The sequence below is a fragment of the Gemmatimonadaceae bacterium genome (assembly GCA_020852815.1).
Taxonomy (GTDB): Bacteria; Gemmatimonadota; Gemmatimonadetes; order Gemmatimonadales; family Gemmatimonadaceae; genus SCN-70-22.
In genome coordinates this window covers 49,966-75,635 of the sequence record JADZAN010000023.1, presented here as the reverse complement: position 1 = coordinate 75,635, position 25,670 = coordinate 49,966, and the positions used below count along the sequence as shown (strand labels likewise).

Genomic DNA, 25,670 nt, shown 5'->3' with positions numbered 1-25,670 from the left:
GCGGCGAGTGTCAGGGAGAGCAAGCGCATGGCGTGCCTTCCGTAACAAATGCCCCTGCGGGGTGTCTACCTTGCTGGGGCGGGACGTAGGGGTGCAGCATTCCCGGGGTTCGGCGTACGGAGAGAACGTGTTGAGAGGATCATCGAGCGGGCGCGACCGATCGTATGCAGCCGGCCAGGCGCCGGGGGTGCAGACTCCTCCCGGGAAACCGGCGGGCGGTGATTCGCGCGTGTCCAGCGAACTCGAGGCGTTGCTGCGCCGCGCGCTCGCCGATCGCTACGAGGTAGAGGGGCTCATCGGTCGCGGCGGGATGGCGACGGTGTATCGGGCGCGTGACCTGCGGCACTCCCGATGGGTGGCGCTCAAGGTGCTCGACCGTGAGCTGGGCGCCGTGCTCGGCGCAGAGCGCTTCCTCGCCGAGATCCGCGTCACGGCCAACCTGCAGCACCCCAACATCCTTCCGTTGTTCGACAGCGGCGAGGCCGATGGCGTCCTCTTCTACGTCACGCCGTTCATCGACGGTGAGTCGCTGCGCACGCGCCTGGAGCATGAGCGGCAGCTCCCGGTGGACGAGGCGGTGCAGCTGGCGGTGGGGGTGGCGGGGGCGCTGCAGTATGCGCACAAGCAGGGGGTGATCCATCGCGACCTCAAGCCGGAGAACATCCTCCTGCTGGAGGGGCAGCCGCTGCTGGGCGACTTCGGGATCGCGCTGGCGGTGAGCAACGCCGGCGGGGCGCGCGTGACGCAGACCGGGCTCTCGTTAGGAACGCCGCAGTACATGTCGCCCGAGCAGGCCACCGCCGACCGCCTCGTCGATGCCCGGTCGGACATCTACTCGCTGGCGGCGGTGCTGTACGAGATGCTTACCGGCGAGGCACCGCACACGGGAGGGACGGCGCAGGCGATCATTGCCCGCGTGGTGACCGAGCGTCCGCGCCCCGTGCGCAAGGTGCGCGACAGCGTCCCGTTGCACGTGGCGGCAGCCATCGAGAAGGCGCTGGCCAAGATCCCGGCCGACCGCTTTGGCTCGGCGCAGGAGTTTGCCGAGGCGCTGCAGGGGCGCGGCGCGTACGCGCACGCCGTCGTCGCGGGCGCGCATGCGAATGGGGACACTACCGCCGCGGTGCCGGTGTCACGCCCGCGCTGGCGCGACCCCGTGGTGCTGGCGTTAGGCGCCATCACTCTCGTCTCCACCATCGCGGCCCTCACCGCCCGGCGGCAGAATCCGCGCGAGGCGATCGTTCACACGCCGGTCCGGTTCGCGCTCGACTTCCCGGTGGGAGCGGCGCCGGTGAACGGCTTCGGCGCCACGTACGCACTGTCGCCCGATGGACGCCAGATCGTCTATGCCGGACGGAAGGGGAACGAGTCGGTCCTCTACGTGCGCTCCACCGACCAGCTCGAGCCGCACGCCATCGAGGGGACGCAGGGGGCGATGCACGCCGCCTTCTCCGAGGACGGGCGCTGGCTCGCCTTCACCACGCGCACCGAGCTGCGCAAGATCCCGATCGCCGGCGGGACGGCGTCGACGCTGACGGCCGACCTTCGCGGGGCGCTGGGAATCACGTGGGTCCACTCCGACCGCATCATCCTCTCGATGGGCGGGGCGCTGGTCTCGGTCCCCGCCACCGGCGGTGACCCCACGCCGCTGTTCGTCGCCGCGCCCGCCGGCACGTCGCGCGCCTGGCCGCGCGCGTTAGGCGACGACATGATCGCCTTCGCCGAGTGGGGGCGCGATTCGCTGGAGCTGTCGCGCCTGTGGGTGGGGAACGTCCGCACCGGCGTCGTCACGCCGCTCAAGCTCGCGGGGGCCTATCCGCTGGGGATGATCGAGGGCGAGTTCGTCTACGGCGCCGCTGGCGGGCGGTTGATGGCGGTGTCGCTCGACGAGACGATGTCCAGGGTGACGGGCGAGGCGGCGCCGGTGCTCGAGGGAGTGCAGGTGGGTCCCGCCAACGGCGTGCGCGCGGCGCTTTCGTCCAGCGGCACGCTCCTCTACGTGCGCGGCTCGCGCGATCGCGAACTCGTGGAGCTTGGCCCTGGCGGTGAAGTGACGCCGCTCAAGTTGCGCGCCGGCGCGTACATGCACCCGCGGCTTTCGCCCGACGGGCGGCACCTGGCGGTGGTGGTCGCGACGGGGAACGCCGGAGTGACGCCAATGGAGGAGCTGCGCGTGTACGATCTCTCGAACGGCGCCGCGACCATCGTTGCCAACGGCCAGCGCATCTCGCAGCCCACGTGGCGGCGCGATGGGCGCACGCTCGCCTACGGCACGGGGGCGCGCGATTCGGCGGTGATCTGGGAGCGCGCCATCGACGCCAGCGCGCCGGCCACCGTCGTCACGACTCGCCGCGGCTTCATGGCCAACAGCGTCGTGTCACCCGACGGCAAGTGGGTCATCTTCGGCCGGCCGCCAAGCGGGAAGGACCAAGGGGGGCTGTTCTACGCGGCCACGCGCGGCGACACCACGCCAAAGCTCCTCATGCCCTCCAACGGCTCGCCGATCTCCGTGCGGTTCTCGGCGGACGGACAGCGCATTGCCTATGCATCTGACGAGAGCGGGCAGATGCAGGTGTACGTGCGCGACTTCCCGGGGCCTGGGGGAGCGGTGCAGGTGTCGACCGACGGTGGGACACAGCCCGTCTGGTCGGGCGACGGCCAGCGGCTGTACTATCGCAACGGCAACGCCGTGTTGGAGACCGCCTTTGCCCCGGGGCGCAGCGTCGTCCTGCGCACGCGCACCGTCGTCGCCGCCGACGATGCGGCAATCGGCAACTTGTCCGATCTGGAGGCGTCGATCGCGGGGACGCGCGTGATTGCCAGCCGGGATGCCGGCACTGGGCCATCGGTCGTGATCGTGCACGACTGGTGGGGAGAGCTGCGCCGCCAGCTTCGCATCCAGCGCACGCGATAGCCCGGTGGATCGCTACGACGCGTTCGCGGTCACGGCGCCGGGGTTGGCCCCCGTCGCCGCCGCGGAGCTTGCGCGCCTGGGGATATCGGTCGGCGAAGTGGAGGGGGGCGGCGTCGCCTTCGCGGGCGATTTTCGCGCCGTCTTCCTCGCCAACCTGCAGCTGCGCACGGTGAGCCGCGTCCTCGTCCGTGTGGACGAGTTCCGCGCCGCCACCTTTCACGAGTTGGAGAAGCGCACCGCGCGCATCGACTGGTCGCGCTGGATTGCGCCGGGTCGCGACGTCGCGCTTCGCGTCACGTGCCGCAAGTCGCGCCTGTACCACTCGGGGGCGGTGGCCGAGCGCGTGGCGGGCATCCTGGCACCGGGCGTCGGTGGCGTGCAGCTGGGCGCCCGCGACGACGGCGACGACGTGAACGTCGGGAACGACGCGAGCGACGGGAACGACACTAACGACGGCGGGCAGCTCGCGCCCCAGCTCGTGGTGGTGCGCCTCCTGCACGACCGGTGCACCATCTCGCTGGACAGCTCGGGGGCGCTGCTCCACCAGCGTGGCTATCGCCTGGCGACGGGCAAGGCACCGCTGCGCGAGACGTTAGGCGCGGCGCTGCTCCTCGCCTCGGGGTGGGCGCCGGGGACGCCGCTCGTCGATCCCTTCTGTGGCGCGGGGACGCTGGCCATCGAGGGGGCGCTGCTGGCGCGGCGCATTGCGCCCGGACGACACCGTGCCTTTGCGCTCGAACGCTGGCCGGGCGCGGACGCGCGCGTGATGAGCCGGCTGCGCGACGATGTCCGCGCGCGAGAGCTTCCCCACGCCGGCGCACCGATTGTGGCCAGCGATCGCGATGCCGGCGCGGTGGACGGGGCGCGCCAGAACGCCGAGCGCGCCGGCGTTGCCGCCGACATCACCTTTGCGGTGCGCCCAGTCTCGCTGGCCGCGCCGCCTCACGAGGGCGCGGCGGGGGAGGCGGTGGTGACGAAGGGGGCGGTGGGGGCGGTGGGGGCGGTCGTCACCAATCCGCCGTACGGTGTGCGCGTGGGGGCCACCGGGGAATTGCGCAACCTCTACGCGCGGACCGGGGCGGTCCTGCGTGCAGGGTTCCCGGGATGGCGCGTCGCCGTCGTCTCAGCCGACCGTCGACTCACCGGACAGTTGGGGCTCGCGCTCCGGGACGTCGTGACGACGAGCAATGGCGGGATCCCGGTGACTTTCGCGGTGGGCGACGTACCCGGCGCGTAGGCGCGCCTCGGCGCGTGTTCGGTGCGTCGTCGTTGTGCGGTCCTCGAGTGTCCGGCGCACGGCCGGTGTGCGGTCGCCGTGCAGTCGCTGTGCGGTCGGCCACAAGAGGTTAAATTGGCCACCATGTCACGCGATCCCATCACCGGCGTCTACAACGACGCGTACATCGCCGAAGTCTTCGAATCCTACCGGCGCGATCCGGCGTCGGTGGAGGCTTCGTGGCGGCAGTTCTTCCAGATGGCCGAGGCGCTGGGCGGCGGGAGTGCGTCGCCGCCGGGCGAGCTCCCGTTACTGGCGCCCGACGCCGCGGCCGATCCGGCGTTCCTTCGCAAGGTGGCCGGCGCCTCGTCGCTGGCGATGGCGATCCGGCAGTACGGACACCTGGCGGTGCCGCTCGACCCGCTGGGCACGCCGCCGGCCGGTGCGGCCGAACTGGCGCCGTCGTTTCACGGGATCAGCGAGGGCGACCTGGCCGAGGTGCCGTCGGAGGCGTTAGGCATCCCGGGGGGGACGGCGGCCGACGTGGCGGCGCGGCTGCGCGCGACCTACTCCTCGCGCCTGGCCATCGAGGTCGGGCACCTCGAGGAGGAGGTCGAGCGTGAGTGGTTCCGCCAGGTGCTCGAGCACGAGGGGTTGCGCCTGGCGATGTCGCCGGCGGAGAAGGAGGCGACGCTGGCGCGGTTGACGGAGGTGGACGGCTTCGAGCGGTTCATCGCCCGCGCCTGGGTCAACATGAAGCGCTTCAGCATCGAGGGGACCGATGCCATGGTGCCGATGCTCGATGCGGCCATCGACGAGTCGTCGCAGCGCGGAACGCGCGAGGTCGTCATCGGGATGGCGCACCGCGGGCGCGTCAACGTGCTGGCCCATATCCTCGACAAGCCGTACGGGACGATCTTCAACGAGTTCGACGGCCGGCATGCGGAGCTGGGCAGCAGCGAGACGGGCGACGTGAAGTACCACCTGGGGGCCACCACCACCAAGTCGTTCGCCGATGGGCGCTCGGTCTCGGTCGCGCTCGTCCCCAACCCGAGCCACCTCGAGGTGGTGAACCCGGTGCTCACCGGCGTGGCGCGGGCACGCATTGCCGCGTTAGGCGGCTCGGAGCGCTCGGTCCTCCCCGTCGTCATCCATGGCGATGCCGCCTTCCCGGGCGAGGGGGCGGTGGCCGAGACGCTCAACATGTCCAAGCTGCGCGGCTACCGCATCGGCGGCACGCTGCACCTCATCGTCAACAACCAGGTCGGCTTCACGACCAACCCGTCGGACTCGCGCTCCACGTGGTACGCGTCGGACCTGGCCAAGGGCTTCGAGATCCCGATCGTGCACGTGAACGCCGACGACGCCGAGGCGTGCATCGCCGCGGTGCGGCTCGGCATCATGTATCGTGACACCTTCGGGAAGGACTTCCTCGTCGACCTCGTGGGCTATCGTCGTTGGGGGCATAACGAGGGCGACGAGCCTACCTACACGCAGCCGGCGCTCTACGCCAAGGTCCGCCAGCATCCCACCGCACGCCAGGTGTGGGCGCAGCGCCTGGTGGCCGAGGGGGTCGTGACCGCCGAGCAGGTGGAGGCGCTGGACAAGGCACAGCAGGATCGCTGCGACGCGCTCCTCGCCGAGTCCCGCAAGTCGGTCGACCTCGACCACGACGAACCGGAACCGATGCGCCCCACGCCGGGGTCGATCCCGTCCATCGACACCGCCGTGCGCGCCGAGACGCTCGTCGCCCTCAACGAGCGCCTGCTCACCTGGCCGAGCGACTTCACCCCGCACCCGCGACTGGCCAAGCAGCTCGAGCGCCGGCGCGAAGCGTTAGGCGCGGCGGGCGGGATCGACTGGGGGCACGCCGAGGCACTGGCCTTTGCGTCGCTGGTGACCGAGGGCACGCACGTCCGCCTCACCGGGCAGGACTCCGAGCGCGGCACCTTCACGCATCGCCACGCCGTCCTCAACGACGTGAACACGGGGGCGAAGTACTGCCCGTTGCAGCACCTGCCTAACGCCACCGGTCGCTTCGAGGTCTACAACTCGCCGCTCAACGAGATGGGCGTCCTCGGCTTCGAGTACGGCTTCTCGACCGCGGAAGAAGAAGCCCTCGTCTTGTGGGAGGCGCAGTTCGGCGACTTTGCCAACATGGCGCAGCCCATCATCGACCAGTTCATCGTGGCCGACCGCGCCAAGTGGGGACAGGACTCGAGCGTCGTCCTCCTCCTGCCACACGGCTACGAGGGGCAGGGGCCGGAACATTCCTCGGCGCGCCTCGAGCGCTTCTTGCAGCTGTGCGCCGAGGGGAACATGCGCGTCGCCTACCCGACGACGTCGGCGCAGTACTTCCATGTGCTGCGCCGCCAGTCGCGCGTCCCCGTCCGCCGCCCGCTGGTGCTCATGCAGCCCAAGAGCATGTTGCGCCTGGCGGCCGCCTCGTCGCGCCTCGACGACCTGGTCAACGGGCGATTCCAGCCGGTGCTCGACGACCCGCAGGTCGCCAGCCGCGACGACGTCACGCGCCTCGTGTTCTGCACGGGGAAGCTGTATTACGAACTCGTGGCGAAGGACCACCCGGCACACCTCGCGGTGGTGCGCGTGGAGCAGCTCTATCCCTGGCCGCACGAGGAAGTGTCGCGCGTCGTCGACCTGTATCCCAACATCGCCGAGATTGTCTGGGCGCAGGAGGAACCGAAGAACATGGGTGCGTGGAGCTACGTCGCCCCGCGCTTGCGCGCATCGGCCGGCAACGCCCTCATCATCCGCTACATCGGGCGCCCCGAGCGGGCGAGCCCGGCGGAGGGGTTTGCCTCGTCGCACGCCGTGGAGCAGGCCCGCATCGTCGGCGACGTGCATGCGGCGCCGATCGTACCGCGGCGCGTGACCGCGCCGCGGTAGAGGACGAGAGGACGAGAAGACGAGAAGACGAGAAGACGAGGGACTGCAGGTGCAAAGGGCGGGGCCGCCAGAATGCGCGCCCCGCCCTTTGCTTTTCCTCGTCTTCTCGTCCTCTCGTCTTCTCGTCTTCTACGATCTCTTCACCGAGAGGAGGCTTCCCACGACCACCACAGCAACGGCGCCGATCACGTTGTGCCAGAGAAACGAGACCTGCGGCAACCCGAACGAGACAGCCGCAACGCTCGCCATCCCGGCCAGGAGGCCGACGAAGGCGCCGGTCGCGGTCGATCGACGGATCATCGCCAGGAGGAAGACGCCGAGGATCGAGCCGTAGAAGAAGGAGCCGAAGCGGTTCACCACCTCGATGAGCGAGCCTAACGTGGCGGCGTAGGTTGCCACGATGCAGGCGAACACGCCCCACACCAGCGTCGCCGCCTTGGACACGCGCAGGAAGTGCTCGTCGCTGGCCTCGGGGCGATACCAGCGGCGGTAGAAGTCGATCACCGTCGCGGTGGAGAGCGAATTGAGCTCGGCGGCGATCGCCCCCATGGCGGCGGCGATGATCGCGGCGATGAAGAGCCCCGCGAGGCCGATGGGGAGTTCGGAGAGGACGAAGCGCGGGATGATGTAGTTCACGTCGCGCGAGGTCCCGCCCGTGACGTCCTGCGCCAGCGCCAGCGCCTCCGTCCGCACCTGTGTCACGTCGGCGTCGCGCTGGACGAAGGTGTCGTGCGCCGGCGCGGCGCTGGCGTCGCCCGGGGCGTGCTCGGCCAGTGAGCGCGCGGCGTCCGTGCGGGCGGCGACCGCCGTGGCGTAGCGCGACTCCAGCTGGGCATAGGCCGCGCCGCGCTCCGCGCGCACGCGCGCTTCGTGCGTCGGGTTCCAGAGCAGCGGTGGTGCCTGGAAGAGGTAGAAGACGAAGACCAGGACGCCGACCATGAGGACGAGCGCCTGGAGCGGGATCTTCCAGTAGGCGGAGATGAGGAGCGAGTTGCGCGCTTCATCGACGGAGCGGGCGGCGAGGTAGCGTTGCACCTGGCTCTGGTCCGTGCCGAAGTACGAGAGCATGAGGAACGTGCCGCCGATGATCCCCGACCAGAAGGTGTAGGTCTTGGAGAGGTCGAACGAGAAGTCGAAGGTCGTCAGGCGTCCCGCCGATCCCGCCAGCCGCAACGCGGCGTCGGGGCTCACCGGGATGCGGGCCAGCAGGACCACCACTACCGCCACCAGCGCGCTGGTGATCACCACCATCTGCTTCACGTCGGCCCAGGCCACCGCCTTCACGCCGCCAATCATCGTGTACAGCACCGTGGGAATCCCGATCAACGCCACCGACCAGGGGAGCGGCCAGCCGAAGATCGCCGAGAAGACCACGGCCGGGGCGGCGATGATCGTCCCGCACGACATCCCGCGCGAGAGGAGGAAGAGGAACGAGGTGAGCGTCCGCGTCCTTGGGTCGAAGCGGCGCTCGAGGTACTCGTAGGCCGTGTAGACCTTGGCGCCGTGGAGGAACGGGACGAGCGTGACGCCGAGGATCACCATCGCCAGCGGGAGACCGAAGTAGAACTGGACGAAGCGCATTCCGTCGGTTGCGCCCTGGCCCGTCGTCCCGATCATCGTCACCGCGGAGAGCTGCGTTGCCATGACGGAGAGCCCCACCGCCCACCACGGGAGCGAGCGTCCAGCGAGGAAGTACCCTTCGATCCCCTTGGTGCCACGCGTGCGGCGGAGCCCGTCGACGATCACGAAGAGGAGGTAGGCCGCGACCACCGCCCAGTTGAGTGGGTGCATGGGCGGTCAGTGCGCGTAGCGTGCCTGGAGCAGCCAGAGCACGAGCAGGGCGAAGAGCTGCATCCCCAGGACGCGGGCGAGGGTGCGGCGGAAGCGCTGGCGGGCCTCGGCCGGTGGCGCGAGGTCGTCGAGTTCAGGCGAACGGGTCATGCCGCCAATCTATGGACGGGACCATGATCGGCCATGCAGGGGACGTTGCGCGGGGTGGCGGCATGGGAGCTCGTCCCCTCCGGACCCCGAGTGACGCGCACGTGACGCACTTGCGTACCGTGTGCGACACGCGTCACGCATCAGGCAACGCTTCGGTACCGTATGCGCTCTTCTGGTAACCGGTACCGCGAAGCCGCTGTGTATGGTTCGGCGAACCTCGTTGGGACTAAATCGATGACCTCCCCGTTACCCCGCCGCAAGTCAATGCGCAGACACTTCATGGCCCTTGTGTGGGTGCTGCTGCCGAGTTCGGCGCCTGCGCAGACCGCAGGTGCCAGAGCTCCGGTGGTGTCGTCCTCCCCTCCTGCATGTGCGCCCAGGCAGCTCGCGAGCGACACCGTCCGGTTTGATCGTCATACCACGGCGTACGTCGAACCCTCGACGGTTGTCGCGGGACCGCGGTCGCTCCTGATACTTGGCGTTCCGACCTACCTGAATGTCGAGGCCCAACGCGCACAGGCGCCGAAAGTTCACCGTGATTCGATCGTTGGGGCGCTGCGCGACCAACACGGGCGTTGGCGGCCCGTCCATTCACCGATTCCTGGGCGCTTTCCCTTCTCGTTTCGCGCCGTAAGGCGAGGCAGCAATGAGTGGGATGTGCTCTTCATCGAGCTCGACAAACCGTTCAATCCTGTCACCAGCGACTCCAGCATTGGCGTATGGCACGCCGTGCTTCGCGACACGGTGTGGCGCGATGTTCGGAAGATCGCCATTCCCGACTCGGTGTTTCCAAAGATCCTGAACAACGGCGCGCTCACACGCTCGGGTGACACGCTCACGTGGGCGGCACTCCGAGGGTTTCGTGATGCGAGGAGGTTGGATGGCGCGCTGCTGCTCGAGCGCTATGACGGCACGTGGCGCTATCGCGACCTCAACCTTCAGGCGGCGTGGATCGATGTCGTGCTGGACGCGCGCGGTAGGCGCCGACTTCTCGCCGTGACACGAGACAGCTTGAGCAAGGCACCGGGAGAGGCAATCCGTCTTTTCGAGTTGAAGTCGCCGCTGCGTGAGATGGGGGCAAGCGATGACGAGGCACCGATCTACGTCTCCGCAGTGGCCGCGTTCGGCGACGGATTCCGTGCCACGTATCGTCGCGGTGCGACTAATCAATGGCGAACGCGCGTGATTCGGCCCGGGGAGTGGAACAGTCCCGTGCTCAGCTTCCAGGGCGGCATCCGAAAAGCGATCACGCTCGTGGGCGGACAAGCGAACGCGCCGGCCTTGTGGTTCACGGACGATGGCGGCGACCAGCTGAAGGGGTCGAAGGTCTCGATCTGGTCGCAGTCGTCCGGTCAACTCACGCGCCGGCTGCAGATCTCAACGGGTCTCGCCACGCCCTCGCCAGTCCATTTCGAATCACAGCAGCGATTTCACGTTGTCGGACCCGCGTTCGCGCCAATCGCGAGCGGGCATGAGCTCCGAACGATTCTCATCTCCTTCGACCTCGGATGTCGGGATCACCGATGAGACGACTACTCGACATACGTGCACCGTTCGCGCGCCGAATCAGCGCTGGCGCCGAATGTTGCACGCCAGGACAACATGACGAATCTCACTCGACTTCTGCTTGCGGCCCACCTGGCGTTTGTCACGCTGGCGTGCGCCGATACGGACGCGCCCGGGAGCAATCCCACGGGTGTTGCCGACGATAACCATCCGCTTCAACTCATCCTGCCCGACTCGATTCCCGGTGGGCCTGCAGTGAGTACTCGCGCGGAGGCGCTGGCTTCAGAGCAACTCACGGCCTCGCGCCTTCGAGGGGACGTCACCGCGCTTGCCGTAGACGACGGGACCGCGGCTACGCCGACGATCTTTCGGAAAGAGATCACTATCGGTTTCAAGACCGAGGGAGCGACCTCGATCCTGTGGTGGCAAGCCATCATGGAATTCCTCGGCAACCGCGCTCGCCAAACCGTCAGCATCAACCTTGTGCGGCGCGGCACTCCAGTGGCGATGCAGACGTTCACCGAGGAAGAATCCTGGCTGATTCCGTGGCGGTACACCCACTATGTGAACGCAAGCATGCAGCTGACGGAGTCATGTGACCACACGGCCACTGCCTCGGCGCAACATCGTGCGTGGAACGAGAATCAGCTCCCCTTTCCGCCGCACAACTCGTTCATGACCAGCGAGGCCGGCAGCGTTGCAAAGCCCGCCGCGCAGGACCCATGTCCCCCAACCGTGGAGCATGAGGGCGTGCCGCAGGGTGGCGGAGGCCAAGGTGAGAAGGATACCGATGAGTGGTACCTCTGCTGGTGGGAAGTCTGGTATAGCCCGAGTGGGCAGGAGATCGCTCGCTACTTCCTTGGCTGCACACCGCTGTGACCTCAACCCCCACCGAGAGCTATCCATGTTGAACCAGGCAATTCGTTCAGCCCTGATTGCGGCGGGCGTGGCGTTCGCGCTGTTCCTCATCTCCACGCGTGCTGCCGCGCAGGCATCCGCAAGCAATTCGGCCGTTCTCGCGCTCGTCGACTCGCTCCCCGTTCCCGCTGTACCGGCGGTCGTCATGTTTCGGTCGCGTCCCTCGGGCCGGCACATCGTGGCGATACGGCGCGATCGGGCGACGCCAGAACTTCTCGGAGGCGCGCTCGCGCTCGTGCGCCGCCTGGAACGCGCGCACGCTGGCGATGCGCGTTCGGCCATCGTTCCCATCTCCGCGAGTGCGAGGACGCGCGCACTCCCGGCCTCTGCGCGCGCGCCCTTGCAGTCGCTGATCGAACGAGCGGAGCGACGACCAATGACTCGTATCGGAGACCTGGGTCAAGGACGGTGGTTGCGAATCGACCAACCGTTGTCCGGCCTGCGCTGAGCTGACTATGGTCCCGCCGCGAGAAGCCGACGCGGCGGGACACCCCACATCATCTCACAAAGTGCCGTCGGCGCGCCGACACCCTGCGCCAGCCAGGTGACGTCGACCACCGGTGAGACGGTCTGTAGATTCTCGCGTCGCACCCGCCGCGAGACGCAAGCATGATGTTCGTACACCGTCGATGGCTCCTGCGTTGGTCCATGTCAGCCATCGCCAATTCGTTCGCCGCCCTCGGGGTGGGTGGTGCCCCCCTCCCCGCCCAGGACCGCGGCGCCGCCGCGCTCGCCCCCCTCGTCGAAGGGCTCGGCACCTCCGCCCGCGTCCTCGTCCTCGCCGCTCACCCCGATGACGAGGACACGCAGCTCATTACCTGGCTCGCCAAGGGGCGGCACGTCGAGACCGCCTACCTCGCCCTCACCCGCGGCGACGGCGGGCAGAACCTCATCGGCAACGAACTCGGCGAGGCGCTGGGCGCCATCCGCACCGAGGAGCTGCTTGCCGCACGGCGACTCGACGGCGGACGTCAGTACTTCACCCGCGCCTATGACTTCGGCTTCTCCAAGAACGCCGAGGAAACGCTCACGCAATGGTCGCGCGACTCGATCTTGCGCGACGTCATCACGGTGGTTCGACAGTTCCGCCCGCATGTGATCGTTGCGGTCTTCAGCGGCACTCCGGCCGATGGTCATGGCCACCATCAGGTGTCGGGGATCTTTGCCCGCGAGGCCTACGACGCCGCGGCCGACACGGTGCGCTTCCCGCGCGCCGCCACCGCCGGCTACGGACCGTGGACGGTTTCCAAGTTCTACCGGTCGGCAAACTTCCGGATGCAGGAGCGGGCCACGCTTCGCATCAACGTGGGGGAGTACGAGCCGGTGCTGGGGCGCTCGTTCAACGAGATCGCCGCCGACTCGCGGTCGCAGCACAAGTCGCAGGCCATGGGCTCGCTGCAGCAGAAGGGGGTGCGATGGGACCTCGTGGTTCGCGAAGCCTCGCGCGCCGCCGGCGCCCCCGCCGACGCCAGGCAGGAACGCTCGCTGCTGGACGGCGTCGACACGACGTGGGCGCGCTTTGCCCGGGCCATGAAGTCCCCGGCGCAACGCGCCGCCCTGGATTCGCTCCCCGCCGCGTTCGCGGCGGCGCGACGCTCGCTCGACCTCACGCACCCTGGCGCGCTCGTCCCCGCGCTGCTGCGTACCCACCGCCTGCTGCGCGCCATTTGTCCGCTGGTGGAGGCAACGCCCTGCCTGCGCGCGATGACGTCACCGCCGCCCGGACTCTCCAACGCCGAGTTGCAGCTGGAAGTCCGGGCCGCCCCGGACATCATCCAGTCCACGGCCGGTGACGGCGACCTCGCCAGCGCCTGGTCGGTCGCCACGCAGCGCGTCGCGCGCGCCCTCACGCTGGCGCTGGGCGCCGCCGTCGAGGCGACCGCGAGCCGCGAGCTGTGGGCGACCGGGGAACGCGTCCCCGTCAGCGTGCGCGTCTTCAACCGCGGTGAACGCCCCTTCACCGTCTCCGACGTCGCGATCCTCGAGTCGGTGGGGACTGGCAGTGGCGGCAAGGCGGTCAACGCGCCGCTCGCCCCCGACAGCACGTGGACCGACTCGCTCGCCATCACGCTCAGCGGTGTGGGGGAGCCGTGGTGGCTGCGGACGCCGCGCGTGGGGGCGATGTTCACCCCGCGCGTCCTTGGCACCTCCGAGACGGCGCGCCGCCCGCCCGTCGCCGCGTGGGTCACGCTCAAGGTGGACTCGGTGGCGGTGCTGGTGGAGGCGCCCGTGGTGCTGCGCTTCGCCGACGCCATCAAGGGCGAGGTGCAGCGCCCGGTGGTCGGCGCCCCCGCGGTCACGCTGACGCTCGACGCCGCGGTGGCGTACGCGCGCGCCAATGCCCCGCTGGAACGCGCCATCCGCGTCTATGTGCGCTCGCACGCCTCCGAGGCGCGCCAGGTGACGGTCGCGTTGCGGCTGCCGGCGGGGCTCGTGGCCGATAGCGCCGAGCGCCGCGTCGCGTTCCCCGCCGTCACGCGCCCCGCCGCCGCGACCGGCCCCGCGGCGGCCTTCGGCATTGGCGGCGGGCCGCCCCCCGAGGTGGTCCGCGTGGTGACCTTCAACGTGCGCGGACGCCTCCCCGCCGGCCGCCACCTGGTCTCGGCAGTTGCAACGTCGAACGGCCAGGCATTCACCACCGGCTACACCGCCGTTGCCTACGACCACATTCGCCCGCAGCGCCTCTATCGCCCCGCCACGTTAGGCATCGAGGCGGTCGACGTGACGCTCCCCCGCGCGCTGGCCATTGGCTACATCGCCGGCGTGGGCGACAACGTCGCCCCCATGCTCGAGCAGCTGGGGGTCAACGTCACCGTCCTCGACCCCGCGCTCCTTCCCCGCACCGACCTGTCGAAGTTCGGCGCAGTGGTGGTGGGGACGCGCGCCTACGAGGCCAGCGAGGCACTCGTCGCCAACAACGCGCGCCTCCTCGACTACGCGCGCGACGGCGGGACGCTGGTGGTGCAGTACGGTCAGTACGAGATGACGCAACCGGGCATCCTCCCGTTCCCCATCACCCTCGCCCGCCCGGCCGATCGCGTCACGGTGGAAGGCTCGCCGGTCCGCATCCTCGACCCGTCGGCGCCGGTCCTCGTCTCGCCCAACGCCATCGGTGCAAGGGACTTCGACGGCTGGATCCAGGACCGCACGCTCTACATGCCGAGAACGTTCGATCCCGCGTTCAAGAGCGTGCTCGAGATGAACGACCCGGGCGAAGCGCCGAACCAGGGGGCGATCCTGGTCGCGCCGTACGGCAAGGGGACCTTCGTCTACACGACTCTTGCCTTCTTCCGACAGCTCCCCAGCGGCGTCCCCGGCGCTGCCCGCCTGATGATCAACCTCCTCTCGGCGCGCGCCACCCTCCAACCGTGAACCGGTGGCCGTGCGCTATCGCCGCAAGGGCGGGGCGCCGGCCACCGGCAGCTGCAAGGCAACGGTCTCGCCGGCGCGCCCTCAGGTGAGGGGCGCCGGCGATTGAAGAATCAGGCCCAGACGTTGTAGCCGGAGAAGTGACGGATGAGGCGGAACAGGTATCCGGTGCTCCAGTCGCGCTGCGTCTCGAGCGTCGGGTCGTTTGCCGCTTCGTTCACGCACTCTTCGGCGCCGCAGTAGTCGATGCGACCCCAGCTGCTCATCGCCGCCCACGGGTCACGCAGGTAGATGGCCGGGAGCTGGTTGGACGAGTTGGGATAGAAGCGGATCGAGTTGGCGAAGTCGATCTGCGGGCGCCCCTGGGAGTCGGTCCACAACGTCGCCGTGATCTTGATTGGCGTCGTGAGCTTGGGACAGGCCTTGTACCACATCTCCGGACCGTAGCCGCTCTGGGCCGGGTCGCAGATGGTCAGCGCCGGGAAGGCGACGATGTGCGTCCCGAAGATCACCTTCGTCGAGGTGCGCGGATCGATCGTGACTTCATACGTCGACGCGTTGGACGAATTGACCGCCGCCATCGTGCTGTGGCGCGGATCGACCGACCCGGCCGGTGCCGTGATCTCCTGTGCCGCCACCGCACTCTTCAACACCACGCTCGGCGCCTCGGGCGCCGCGACGTTCATCGACGCGTCGAGCTTCTGCGTCACCGGGCTGGTGCTGCTGTCGGCAGAGCACGCGGCGAGAATGGCGACGAAGACGAGTCCGGCGAGCTTCGGGATGCGCTTGGTGATGTAGTGCATGGTCATGTCAGGAGAGAGTCAGGGTGTTCGGCTACTTGGGGCTGCCCCGACATCAAGCACAGTGCATGCCACGTTAAATACCTGAAATACAATGACTTATGAGATTGGCTATTCGGGCGTTCTGACGGGCTTTCGGTCAGTCTGTCCGCCCCCGCCGGCCTGTTCCGGACATCCAGTCCGAAGAGCGCTCTCTCCCGTCGACCGGCCATTCGCGCATGGGTGTGTGATGAGCGCGAACACACGTTGGTGCGCCGCGACACAATCGTGCGAATGGCGGCGCCAGCGAGCGATGGCGGCGACGTCGCGTCAGCGGGTGAACGCGGCCAGGCGCGATGCGAGCGGGCGCAGGCCGAACTCCGTCGCCCGCTGGTGCGCCTCGGCAATCAGGGCGTCGTAGCGGGCACCACCCAGTCTCGTGAGGGCGGGGGCGCATTCGGCCACCAGCCACAGCGCGGCCCCTTCATCGATAGTGGCGGCGAGCGCGCGAGCGCGGTCAAAGGCCCGCGCCGCCTTCTCGTGCCGGTCGGTCGCGACCAGGTAGCGCACGTCGAGCGCCTCGAGCAGTTCGCGTCCCTGGAACCACATCTCGCCCAGCGCCGCGCTGCGCTCGGTGGCGCGCCGGCGGGCGAGGAGCGCCTGGTCCACGTAGCCCAGGGCGAGCGCGGCGAGCCCCGAACCGGCCAGCGCCCCCACCTCGATGTCGAGGATGTCGAGTTCGATCGCGATGGCGTGCACGCGCTCGTACATCTCGTGCGCCGCCACGGCGTCGCCCTGCTCCAGGGAGAGGTTGGCGCTGTTGTACATCGCCGCCAGCCGGCGCGCCTCGTTATGCACCTTGGCGAACATCCGCTCGGCGTGGGCGTACGCGGCGTGGGCGCGGTCGAAGTTACCCGTCTTCTGGAACAGCACGCCGAGGTTGAGGGCGGCCAGCCCGCCAAGGTCGGGGATGTTCGCCTCGCCGGCGGCGCGCTGCGCCTCCTCGTAGCTGAGCTGGGCCGCCCCTCCCATGCCGCGCCGCGCGTGCGCAATCCCGCTGTTGACCAGGCAGCGAATCACGCCGTAGCGGTCGTTGCGCGCGGCAAAGCGGCGGCGCGCCGACTCGAACTCTTGCAGCGACTCGTGCGGCGCCGATTCGAGGAGTGCCGCCCCCAGGCGCAGGCGCGCGTCGGCGATGAGCCCGTCGTCACCCAGTCGCTCGGCCTCCGCCGTTGCGGCGCGCGCCTCACGCTCGGCGTCGGTGCGCCGGCTCAGTCGCGTGTACGCGTCGGCGATGCTGGCGAGGATGAGTACCGCGTCCTCGTGCGCCCCTGCTTCGCGCGCGACCGCCAGCAGCGCCTGCCCGTCGGCCACGACGCCGGCGATGTTGCGGGCCTGGAGGAGTTGCAGCTGCAAGGCGCGCCGCGACACGCGCACGTAGCCCAGTCGGTCGTCGGGGTCGACCGCGGCACGGGCCGCGTCACACTCCGCCGTTGCCGTCTCCAGCTTTCCCGCGATGCGGGCCACATCGATGAGGCGAAGCCGTGCCTCGAGGCGCTCGCTGGCGGCGGGGGCGCGGCGCACGGCGATCTGGTACGAGGCAATGGCATCCTCGAGGGCATAGATCTCGGCGGCAGCGTTGCCGGAGCGCATCGCGTAGTCGAAGGCGTGTCCGTCATCGCCCGCGGCGTCGAAGTGGACGGCGATCTCGGTAATGGCGTTGGGGCGTTCGGCGGCCAGGACCTCGGCGGCGCGCGCGTGCAGGCGGCGCACGCGGCGCGGGTTGGCCTGCCGGATGAGCGCGTCGGCGAGGAGGGTGTGCGCGAACTGGAAGCGGTCGGGTTCGCGGTCGCGCGCACCGTCCAGCACCCCCACCTCGATGGCCTCGTCGATGGCGTCGATGAGGGCGGTCTCGTCCAGTTCCGTCACGCGGCGCAGGAGGTCGAACTCGAAGGCGCGTCCGATGACGGCGGCCGTGGTCATGACCTGCGTCGTGGACGGGGCGAGGCGCGCCAGGCGCCGGGCGATGAGGTCGTCGACCGCGGGTGGCAGCTGCAACGCGTGCACCGTGGACCATTCCCATCGCTTGCCATCGTACCACAGCACCCCTTCGTCAACGAGTGTCTGCAGCACCTGCACCACGAACAGCGGGTTCCCCTCGGTGTAGCGGTAGAGAAACCCCGCCAGTTCACCCTCGCGTTCCGCCTGCTGCAAGACGTCGGCCAGCCACTCGCCCACCTCCGACGCTGTGAGGCGCTCCAGGCGCATCTCGTGGTACATCGCGTGGCGCGACAGGCGGCGGCGCGACGCCTCGAATTGCTGCGCGTCCTCGCGGCGCACCGTGAGGCAGACGAGGAGGCGGTCGTGGTCGATCGCGCTGGCCAGGGCCTCCAGCGCATCCCACGACGCGTGGTCGGCCCACTGCACGTCGTCCAGCACGAGCATCAGCGGGCGTGTCGTGGCCGCTGCGCGTATGTAGGCCACGAGTTCGTCCAGCAACGCGTACTTGGACGATCCCACACCTTCGTCGTCGTCGGGGTGGGCGCCGCCGCCCGCCAGCGCCGGGACCAGGCGCGCCAGCCGCGGCCACGCGCGCTCGGGAACGAAGTGCAGCTGGTGCAACTGCGTGACGAGGTCGACCCACACGCCGAACGGCGGGCGCACGTCGGGTTCGAGGGCACGCGCCGTGAGGATCGTCCCCGTGCGCCGCCGGATCTCGGACGAGAGGCGCTGCACCAGCGTCGTCTTCCCGACCCCCGCCTCGCCGATGACGGCGACCAGCGCCGGCGCACCGCGCACGCACCCCTCGATGTGCGAGCGCAGGCGCGCCGTTTCCTGCTGGCGCCCCACGAAGTGCTGGATGTTGAGGCGCGGCTTGCCCTGGTCGCCCTCGTGCGAGGCGACGGCGACCGCGTTGCGCCCGCGCCGCTTGGCCTCGTACAGCGCATGGTCGGCCGAGGCAAAGAGCTCCTCGAACGCGGCGCCGTGGCGCGGTGCGACGGCAATCCCGATCGACAGCGAAACGGAGACCCATCGCTCCTCGGCGCCGCGCACCGGAATGCGGCGCGCCGCCACCGCCTCGCGCAGGCGCTCGCCGACGCGCTGCGCCTCGAGCGCATCGGTGTCGGGGAGGAGGATCACGAACTCGTCGCCCGCGTAGCGACCGGCCACGTCACGCGCGCGGACCACCTCGCCCAGCACCTGCGCCACGACTTCTAGGACGTTGTCGCCGGTGAGGTGCCCGAAGGAGTCGTTGACCCCCTTGAAGTGGTCGACGTCGATGACGGCGAGCGCCAGCGGTGCGCCCTCGGTCGCTGCCGCCAGCTGCACGCGGGCCGCATCGACGAACGTCCGGCGGGTGGGAAGCCCCGTCAGCTCGTCCAGCGCCGGGCGCCCGCGCCGCTCGCGCCCAGCGTCTCCCGTCGGCGACTCGGCCGAGGCGGCGCTCGATGGGTCGCGCACCAGCCGCTCGAACAAGGCAAAGAGCGCCGGGTCGAACTGGCGCCCCGCGTCGCGCTTCATCACGTCCAACGCGTCGTTATGCGACAGCGCCCGCTTGTAGCTCCGCTCCGTGGTGAGCGCGTCGTAGACGTCGGCCAGGCACACGATGCGCGCCACCAGCGGCGTCTCCTCACCCACCAGCCCGTCGGGATAGCCCGTGCCATCCCAGCATTCGTGGTGCGACCGCACGATCGGGAGGATGTCCCACGGGAACTCCACCTGCGACAGGAGCTCGACACCGGCAATCGGGTGCCGCTTCATCAGCTCCCACTCCTCCTTCGTCAGGCGCCCTGGCTTGTTCAGCACCTCCGACGGGACGATGAGCTTTCCCACGTCGTGGAGGAGCGCGCCGATGCGGAACCAGAGCAGCTCCTTCTCGTCGAGTCCTGCCGCCGCGGCAATGCGACACGACAGGTCGGCCACGCGCTCGCAATGGCCCTGCGTGTAGCGATCCTTCGATTCCGTCGATTCCCCCCACCGGCGCGCCAGCTCGAGGAAGTCGCCCTCCAGCGCGCGCGTCTCCTGCGCGATGGCCGCCGCGTCCTGCCGCGCCTGCAACCGGGTGAACAGGCGATGCGAGATGTTCAGGCTCTGCAGGGCGTCGCGGTTGCGCCCCAGCTGCCGGTGCACCCGCGATCGCTTGCGCTCGACCTCGGCCAGCAGGAGCATGTTGCCGCGCTGGTTGGCCACGTCGGCGGCGCGCCCCAGCGAGGCGAGCGCCGAGTCCAGTTCGCCCTGCGTTCGCGCAATCTCCGCCGCCAGCTTGTAGGCGCTACCTAACGAGTCGCCCAGCCGGTGCGCCTGCGCGGTGAGCAGCGCCCGGTCCACCAGGCGGCGCGCCGTGTCGTGGTCGCCGCGGTGCAGCGCCACTTGCGCCAGGTTGATCTCCAGCTGCGTGGCGATCTCGACGTCCTTGAGCGTCTGGGCCACGTCCAGCGCCTGCCGGAACGCCCCCTCGGCCTCTGCCCATGCCTTGAGCCGGGTGTGCACCAACCCGACGTTGTTGAGCGCGATGCACACGTCGCGCGTCATCCCCAGCATCCGGTACTCACGCAGCGAACTCTCGAAGTAGCGCAGCGCCCGCTCCGTGTCGCCGCGCACCGACGCAATCACCCCCAGGTTGGTCGACGTCATCGCAACCAGCGACGCCTCGTCCGAGCGCACGGCGTACTCGCGCGCCGTCAGGTACATGCGCCTGGCCGAGTCCAGGTCGCCCAGCTGCCACTGGAGGACGGCCATCTGGTTGATCGAGTGCCCGATCCCGGCCACGTCGCCCGCCAGCTCGGCCAGCGCCAACGACAGCTCGAGCGTGTCTCGTGCCTCCTCGTACATCGCGTCGGCGAGGTAGGTGCGCGCAATCCAGCGCACCACCGCCGTGAGGCTCAAGCCCGGCAGCGGCTGCCGCATGCGCTGCAGTACCGACTCGTACAACGCTCGCGCCTCGTCGCGTCGCGACTGGCGCTCCGACGCGTGCGCGCGATCGATCAGCGCGCGGAGCGTTTCGGTGGAGGCGGTTTCGGGGGCGTCGGCCGACGTCGAAGACACCGGGGGGCGGGTACGGGCGCGAGGGGATCCCGCGAGGAGGGAGCGACATGTCAGGGACGATCCAAACGGAGCCCGCGCCACAGCTGCGCGGGCCCCGCCGTGGACGCGACGTCACCCCCTCATTCCGTCACTCTCTCATCCCCGCTCCCCCGTCACCGGCACGCCGCCGGCGCCTCCAGGCTTTCGTCGCGCGCCAGCGGGGCAACCTGCAGGAACTGCACGCGCGCCGGCGTGGTTGGGGCGAGCGTGATGTCCACGCGCAGGTCGCCGCTGGCGCAGCGCAGCCGCCACCTCCCCCGCAGCGCGTTCTCGGCGACAAACGCCCCCTGCGCGGCGCAACGGTCGCCGGCCGCGAGCCGAACCCGTTCGATCTGGGCGCGCCGCCGCTCCTTGGATTCGTCGCGGTAGAGGTTCATCGCCGCCACGCTGTCGGCCAGGGCGTCATTCCACGACACCACGAGCCGTGTGACGTCGTCGCGCAGCCTGGCCAGGACGGGGGCCGGTTGCGGCTGACGGGGTTCCATCCCCCCGCTCTCGGCCAATGCGTCGAACGCCTGCTCGATGACCCCGCCCCACCCCGTGTACGTCAGGTTCCCCATCGCCACGATCCCCACCCCGTGCTCGGGGAGCCAGCGCATCTGCGACCCAAAGCCCGGGAGTCCGCCGGAGTGCGCCACCGAGATCCGGAAGCGGCAGGTGGTGCGCACCCCCAGCCCGTAGCCGTAGCCGCCGGCGCTGAGCGTCGTGCGCCCCGACGGGTCGCGCGCGGCGCTGGCCCCGTTGTAGCGCCACACCTGCTGCATCTCGCGGCGCGACGCGCGCGACAGGACGCGCCCCTCGTCGCCATCGCGCGGCGGCCAGGCATCGAGGAGAAAGGCAACCCAGCGCGACAGGTCGGCCACCGAAGTCAGCATCCCGCCCATCGAGCCGAACGAGCCATCGGGGAGTTGCGCCTCCTCCAGCCAGCGCTCATCCTGGCGCCGATAGCCGTGCGCCAGCCGCGAGGCGGGGACGTTGCGCGCCTCGAGCGTGGTCACCGTCATCCCCAGCGGGAGGAGGATTCGCTCGCGCACATAGCGTGTGTAGGGGATGCCCGAGACGCGGGTGACGATGCGCCCCAGGATGGCGAAGCCGAAGTTGGAGTATTCGTACGCCGTCCCGGGGGCGGTGGAGAAGGGGATTCCCTCCTTCATCATGCGCGACATCGCCGCGTCGGTGGCCGAGAGCTGCTGGTCGCCCCAAGGGTTGTCCTCGGGAAAGCCCTCGGAGTGCGACAGCAGGTGGCGGATGGTGACGCGGGGGGCGTCGCTGCTGGGGTAGCGCAGCCCGCGCAGCTCGGGGATGTAGCGCTCGGCGGGGTCGTCCAGCGCCAGGCGTCCTGCATCGCGCAGTTGGAGTATGGCGGCCGCGGTGAAGCTCTTCGTCATCGACGCGATGCGGAAGACCGACGCTGTGTCCACCGGGGCGTTGGCCACCACGTCACGCAGCCCGGAGACGCCCACATGCGCCACGCGCCCGTCGATCACCACGCCGTAGGCGATGCCGGGCACGTGCGATCGCTCGGCGAAGTCGCGCATCAGTCGGTCGATGGCGGGGAACGCGGCGGCGAGCTTGGCGGCGCGCTGCGGGTCGGTGAAGGCGGGGGGCGGCGCCTTGGCGTCGTCGCGCCCCTGCGCCACCGCGGTGGTCGGGGTGAGCGCCAGCACGGCGGCGAGCGGGAAGAGGCGAAGCGGGAGGCGGGACATGCCTGGGAGGGTGGGGAGGCAACGTGAGCGGAACGCGCGACGCGCCAACGATCCGCCGCGTATCGGGCCGCGTCAATGCGCGACGGGTCGCGTCAATGCGCAACGGGTCGCGTCGATGCGCGACAGGTCGATGCTGCGGTCGCTCCCCCTGTCGGCGACGCGCCGTCTTCCATAGTGTCATGGCCGCCGCATCACCCCATATCCCGCCATGCGCCCCATCACTCGCCTCGCGCTTGCTCCCGCGCTCGCGCTTGCTCCCGCGCTCGCCGCACTCCTCGCCAGCTGCACCGCTGCGTCGTCCATTCCGTCCAAGGGCTCGGAGATCCTCTGGGACACGTGGGGGGTGCCGCACATCTACGCCGCCAGCGATGCCGAAGCCTTTCGCGGCTTTGGCTATGCGCAGATGGCCTCGCACGGGGACCTCGTCCTCAAGCTGTATGGCGAGGCGCGCGGGCGCTCGGCCGAGTACTGGGGCGAGTCGCACCTGCGCACCGATCGCTTCGTGCGCACCATGGGGATTCCGGCGCGCGCCGAGGCGTGGTACAAGGCGCTGTCGCCTGCCATGCGCGCCAACCTCGATGCCTTCGCCGATGGCGTGAATCGCTATGCGAAGGAGCACCCCGAGGCGATCACCGACTCGATGGAAGTGGTCCTCCCCGTGACGCCGCAGGACGTCCTCGCGCACGGGCAGAAGATCATCAACTTCCTCTTCATGTTCTTCGGCCAGGTGCAACTCCCGCAGACGATGAGCAACGACGTGCGCCCGGGCTCCAACATGTGGGCGGTCTCGGCGCAGCGATCGGCGTCGGGGAAGCCGATGCTGCTGGGGAACCCGCACCTCATGTGGGGCGACCTCTATCTCTTCTACGAGGCCAACGTCGTCACGCCCGACCGCAACTTCTACGGCGTCACGCTGGTCGGCATGCCCACGCCGGCCATCGGCTTCAACGACCACGTGGGATGGTCGCACACGGTGAACACGCAGGACGGTGCCGACGTGTACAAGCTCGTCCCCCGCGGGAGCGGCTACCTGCTCGACGGCGAGGAGAAGGCGTATGTGACGCGCACCGAGCTGGTGACGGTGAAGGGGGGCAGCGGCGCGCGCGTCGACACGCTGGTGATTCGAGAGTCGGCGCACGGCCCGGTCTTTCGCGATGACAGCACGGGGACCTATGCCGTGCGCGTGGCCGGCCTCGAGGACCCTAACTCCATGGAGCAGTGGTGGCAGATGGGGGGCGCCCGGACCATGGCCGACTTCGAGGCGATCGTGAAGCAGGTGCACATCCCGTTCTTCAACATCATCGCCGCCAGCGGCGATGGGCACACCTACTACTTCTTTGGCGGCAAGACGCCGCGCCGCGCCCGCGGCGACTTCGAGGCGTGGACCGCCCCCGTTCCCGGCGACAGCTCGGCGCTCATCTGGAACGACTACCTCAAGTACGACGAACTCCCGCACGTGATGGACCCGGCCAGCGGGTGGCTGCAGAACGCGAATGACCCCCCGTGGACGGTGACGTGGCCTCTCACCTTCAGCCCCGACTCGTTTGCTCCCTACGTCGCGCCGCGCGAGATGCAGTTCCGGCCACAACGCTCGGCGTTGATGCAGCTGGCGGATTCCAGCATCACCTTCGACGAGCTGGTGGAGTACAAGCACTCGACGCGCATGGCGCTCGCCGATCGCGTCCTCCCCGACCTGGTCGCGACGGCGCGCGCCAATGGCGACGCCGATGCGCGCAAGGCGGCCGACGTGCTCGAGGCGTGGGACCGCTCCACCAACGCCGACTCGCGCGGTGCCGTCCTCTTCGCCGCGTGGGTCTCGCAGTGGTACAAGGACTCCAGGGGCGCGCCCTTCGCCCACCACTGGCGCCTGGACTCGGCGCTCTCCACCCCCAACGGGCTCGCCAACGCCAGGGTGGCGGCGCGCGCGTTAGGCACGGCGGCGCGCGCCACGGTCAAGGAGCATGGCGCGCTCGACGTCCCCTACGGCGACGTGAACCGCCTGCGCTACGGCGGCAAGGACCTCCCGGGGAACGGCGGCGCCGGCGACCCGTTCGGGATCTTCCGCGTGGCGTACTACAGCCCCGACAAGGACGGCACCGCGTCGATCGTCGCCGGCGACACCTACTACCAGGTCGTCGAGTTCGCGAACCCCGTGAAGGCCAAGGTGCTCACCGCGTACGGCAACGCCACGCAGCCGGGGTCCAAGCACATGGGTGACCAGCTCGAGCTCTTTGCCAAGCAGCAGATGCGCGACGCCTGGCGCACGCGCGCCGAGGTGGAGGCGCACCTGGAATCGAAGGTGGCGCTGCGCTGACCGGGTCAGGGCGCCGGCCAGAGCCAGGCGGCGCCGCGCACCCCGCTCGAGTCGCCGTGCATGTGGCGGGCGACGCGCGTGTTGCAGCTGTCGGAAAAGACGTGCTGCGGCAACTGTGCGGTGACCGCCTCCACCAGCCCTGGCAGGTTCGACATCCCCCCGCCCAGCACGATGACGTCGGGGTCGAGCACGTTCACCACCGACCCCAGCGCGCGCGCCAGGCGATCGTGGTAGCGCGCCAGCGAGCCCTGCGCCCCCTCGTCGCCCAGCGCCGCACGGTGCGCGATCTCGGGGCCGGTAAGCGATTGCCCCGTCGCCCGCGCGTGATCCCGCGCAAAGCCCGGCCCCGACACCCAGGTCTCGATGCAGCCGTTGCGCCCGCAGTAACACGCCGGCCCGGGCACCTCGTCAGCCGCAACGCGCGGCAGCGCGTTGTGCCCCCACTCGCCGGCAATGAGGTTGGCGCCAATCAGGCACTCGCCACGAATCACGATTCCACCACCCACCCCGGTGCCGAGGATCACCCCAAAGACCACATCGGCGCCGGCCCCCGCACCGTCGGTCGCCTCCGACAGCGCAAAACAGTTGGCGTCGTTCATGATCCGAACCTCGCGCGCCAACGCCTCCGACAGGTCCCGACCCAGCGCCTCGCCAATCAGCCAGGTGGAGTTCGCGTTCTTCACCAGCCCCGTTGCAGGGACAATGGTCCCGGGAATCCCCATCCCCACCGTCCCCCGCTCGCCGGTCTCCTCCTCGATCGCGCGTACCAGCGTCACCACCGCGTCGATCGTCGCCCGGTAGGCGCGCGGCGTCGACACGCGCTGCCTGACGAGCACCTCGCCGGCGTTGGAAAGTGCGATCCCTTCGATCTTGGTCCCGCCGAGGTCGATGCCGATGCGCATGGGGTGAACGGATACCTTGGACGCGGCAGTACGACTGCCTGCTGGCTGGTACAACGTGGCGAGACGCGCAGCAGCACGCCACCGAGCGAGTGCGCCTTCACGCGTAGTTCACC

13 protein-coding genes are annotated in these 25,670 nt (G+C 69.8%); 7 read left to right on the top strand and 6 right to left on the bottom strand.

Features of this window, described 5'->3' with window-relative positions:
* The first annotated feature begins 229 nt into the window (after positions 1-229).
* The 3 genes from IT359_13055 to IT359_13045 all read left to right on the top strand — a co-directional run bounded on the left by IT359_13055 (position 230) and on the right by IT359_13045 (position 7,037).
* Complete coding sequence (locus IT359_13055) at positions 230-2,914, top strand: serine/threonine-protein kinase (GenBank protein MCC6929903.1); 2,685 nt, start codon at positions 230-232, stop codon at positions 2,912-2,914.
* A 4-nt stretch (positions 2,915-2,918) separates the two neighbouring features.
* Positions 2,919-4,151 (top strand): hypothetical protein, encoded by a 1,233-nt coding sequence (locus tag IT359_13050; GenBank protein MCC6929902.1) that lies wholly within the window; start codon positions 2,919-2,921, stop codon positions 4,149-4,151.
* 123 nt (positions 4,152-4,274) lie between these two features.
* Entirely contained in the window at positions 4,275-7,037 is a 2,763-nt protein-coding gene (locus tag IT359_13045; GenBank protein ID MCC6929901.1) for a 2-oxoglutarate dehydrogenase E1 component, read from the top strand.
* A 129-nt stretch (positions 7,038-7,166) separates the two neighbouring features.
* Here the strand turns inward: IT359_13045 and IT359_13040 are convergent, their stop codons facing one another.
* Together IT359_13040 and IT359_13035 are read right to left on the bottom strand one after the other, a co-directional pair.
* Positions 7,167-8,828 (bottom strand): sodium:solute symporter, encoded by a 1,662-nt coding sequence (locus IT359_13040; protein MCC6929900.1) that lies wholly within the window; start codon positions 8,826-8,828, stop codon positions 7,167-7,169.
* Between the two features lie 6 nt (positions 8,829-8,834).
* Complete coding sequence (locus IT359_13035) at positions 8,835-8,978, bottom strand: hypothetical protein (GenBank protein ID MCC6929899.1); 144 nt, start codon at positions 8,976-8,978, stop codon at positions 8,835-8,837.
* 657 nt (positions 8,979-9,635) lie between these two features.
* Between IT359_13035 and IT359_13030 the strand changes: the two genes are divergently transcribed.
* From IT359_13030 to IT359_13020, 3 genes are all read left to right on the top strand, one after another.
* Positions 9,636-10,505 carry a hypothetical protein gene (locus IT359_13030; protein ID MCC6929898.1) on the top strand — a complete coding sequence of 290 codons (870 nt, stop codon included), beginning with the start codon at positions 9,636-9,638 and terminating at the stop codon, positions 10,503-10,505.
* Positions 10,506-10,580: 75 nt separating this feature from the next.
* Entirely contained in the window at positions 10,581-11,363 is a 783-nt protein-coding gene (locus IT359_13025; GenBank protein MCC6929897.1) for a hypothetical protein, read from the top strand.
* Positions 11,364-12,050: 687 nt separating this feature from the next.
* Positions 12,051-14,774 carry a PIG-L family deacetylase gene (locus IT359_13020; protein ID MCC6929896.1) on the top strand — a complete coding sequence of 908 codons (2,724 nt, stop codon included), beginning with the start codon at positions 12,051-12,053 and terminating at the stop codon, positions 14,772-14,774.
* A 110-nt stretch (positions 14,775-14,884) separates the two neighbouring features.
* Here the strand turns inward: IT359_13020 and IT359_13015 are convergent, their stop codons facing one another.
* The 3 genes from IT359_13015 to IT359_13005 all read right to left on the bottom strand — a co-directional run bounded on the left by IT359_13015 (position 14,885) and on the right by IT359_13005 (position 22,341).
* Complete coding sequence (locus tag IT359_13015; protein ID MCC6929895.1) at positions 14,885-15,580, bottom strand: hypothetical protein; 696 nt, start codon at positions 15,578-15,580, stop codon at positions 14,885-14,887.
* A gap of 300 nt (positions 15,581-15,880) precedes the next feature.
* Positions 15,881-20,596 (bottom strand): diguanylate cyclase, encoded by a 4,716-nt coding sequence (locus IT359_13010; GenBank protein MCC6929894.1) that lies wholly within the window; start codon positions 20,594-20,596, stop codon positions 15,881-15,883.
* 152 nt (positions 20,597-20,748) lie between these two features.
* Positions 20,749-22,341, bottom strand: a complete 1,593-nt coding sequence (locus IT359_13005) for a beta-lactamase family protein (protein MCC6929893.1) — start codon at positions 22,339-22,341, stop codon at positions 20,749-20,751.
* 208 nt (positions 22,342-22,549) lie between these two features.
* Here IT359_13005 and IT359_13000 point away from each other — a divergent pair, with 208 nt between their 5' ends.
* The gene (locus IT359_13000) at positions 22,550-24,655 is read left to right on the top strand and encodes an acylase (GenBank protein ID MCC6929892.1); all 2,106 of its coding nucleotides are present in this window, start codon (positions 22,550-22,552) and stop codon (positions 24,653-24,655) included.
* A 5-nt stretch (positions 24,656-24,660) separates the two neighbouring features.
* Here the strand turns inward: IT359_13000 and IT359_12995 are convergent, their stop codons facing one another.
* A complete protein-coding gene (locus IT359_12995; protein MCC6929891.1) occupies positions 24,661-25,557 on the bottom strand; it encodes an ROK family protein in 897 nt (298 codons plus the stop codon).
* Positions 25,558-25,670 lie beyond the last annotated feature (113 nt).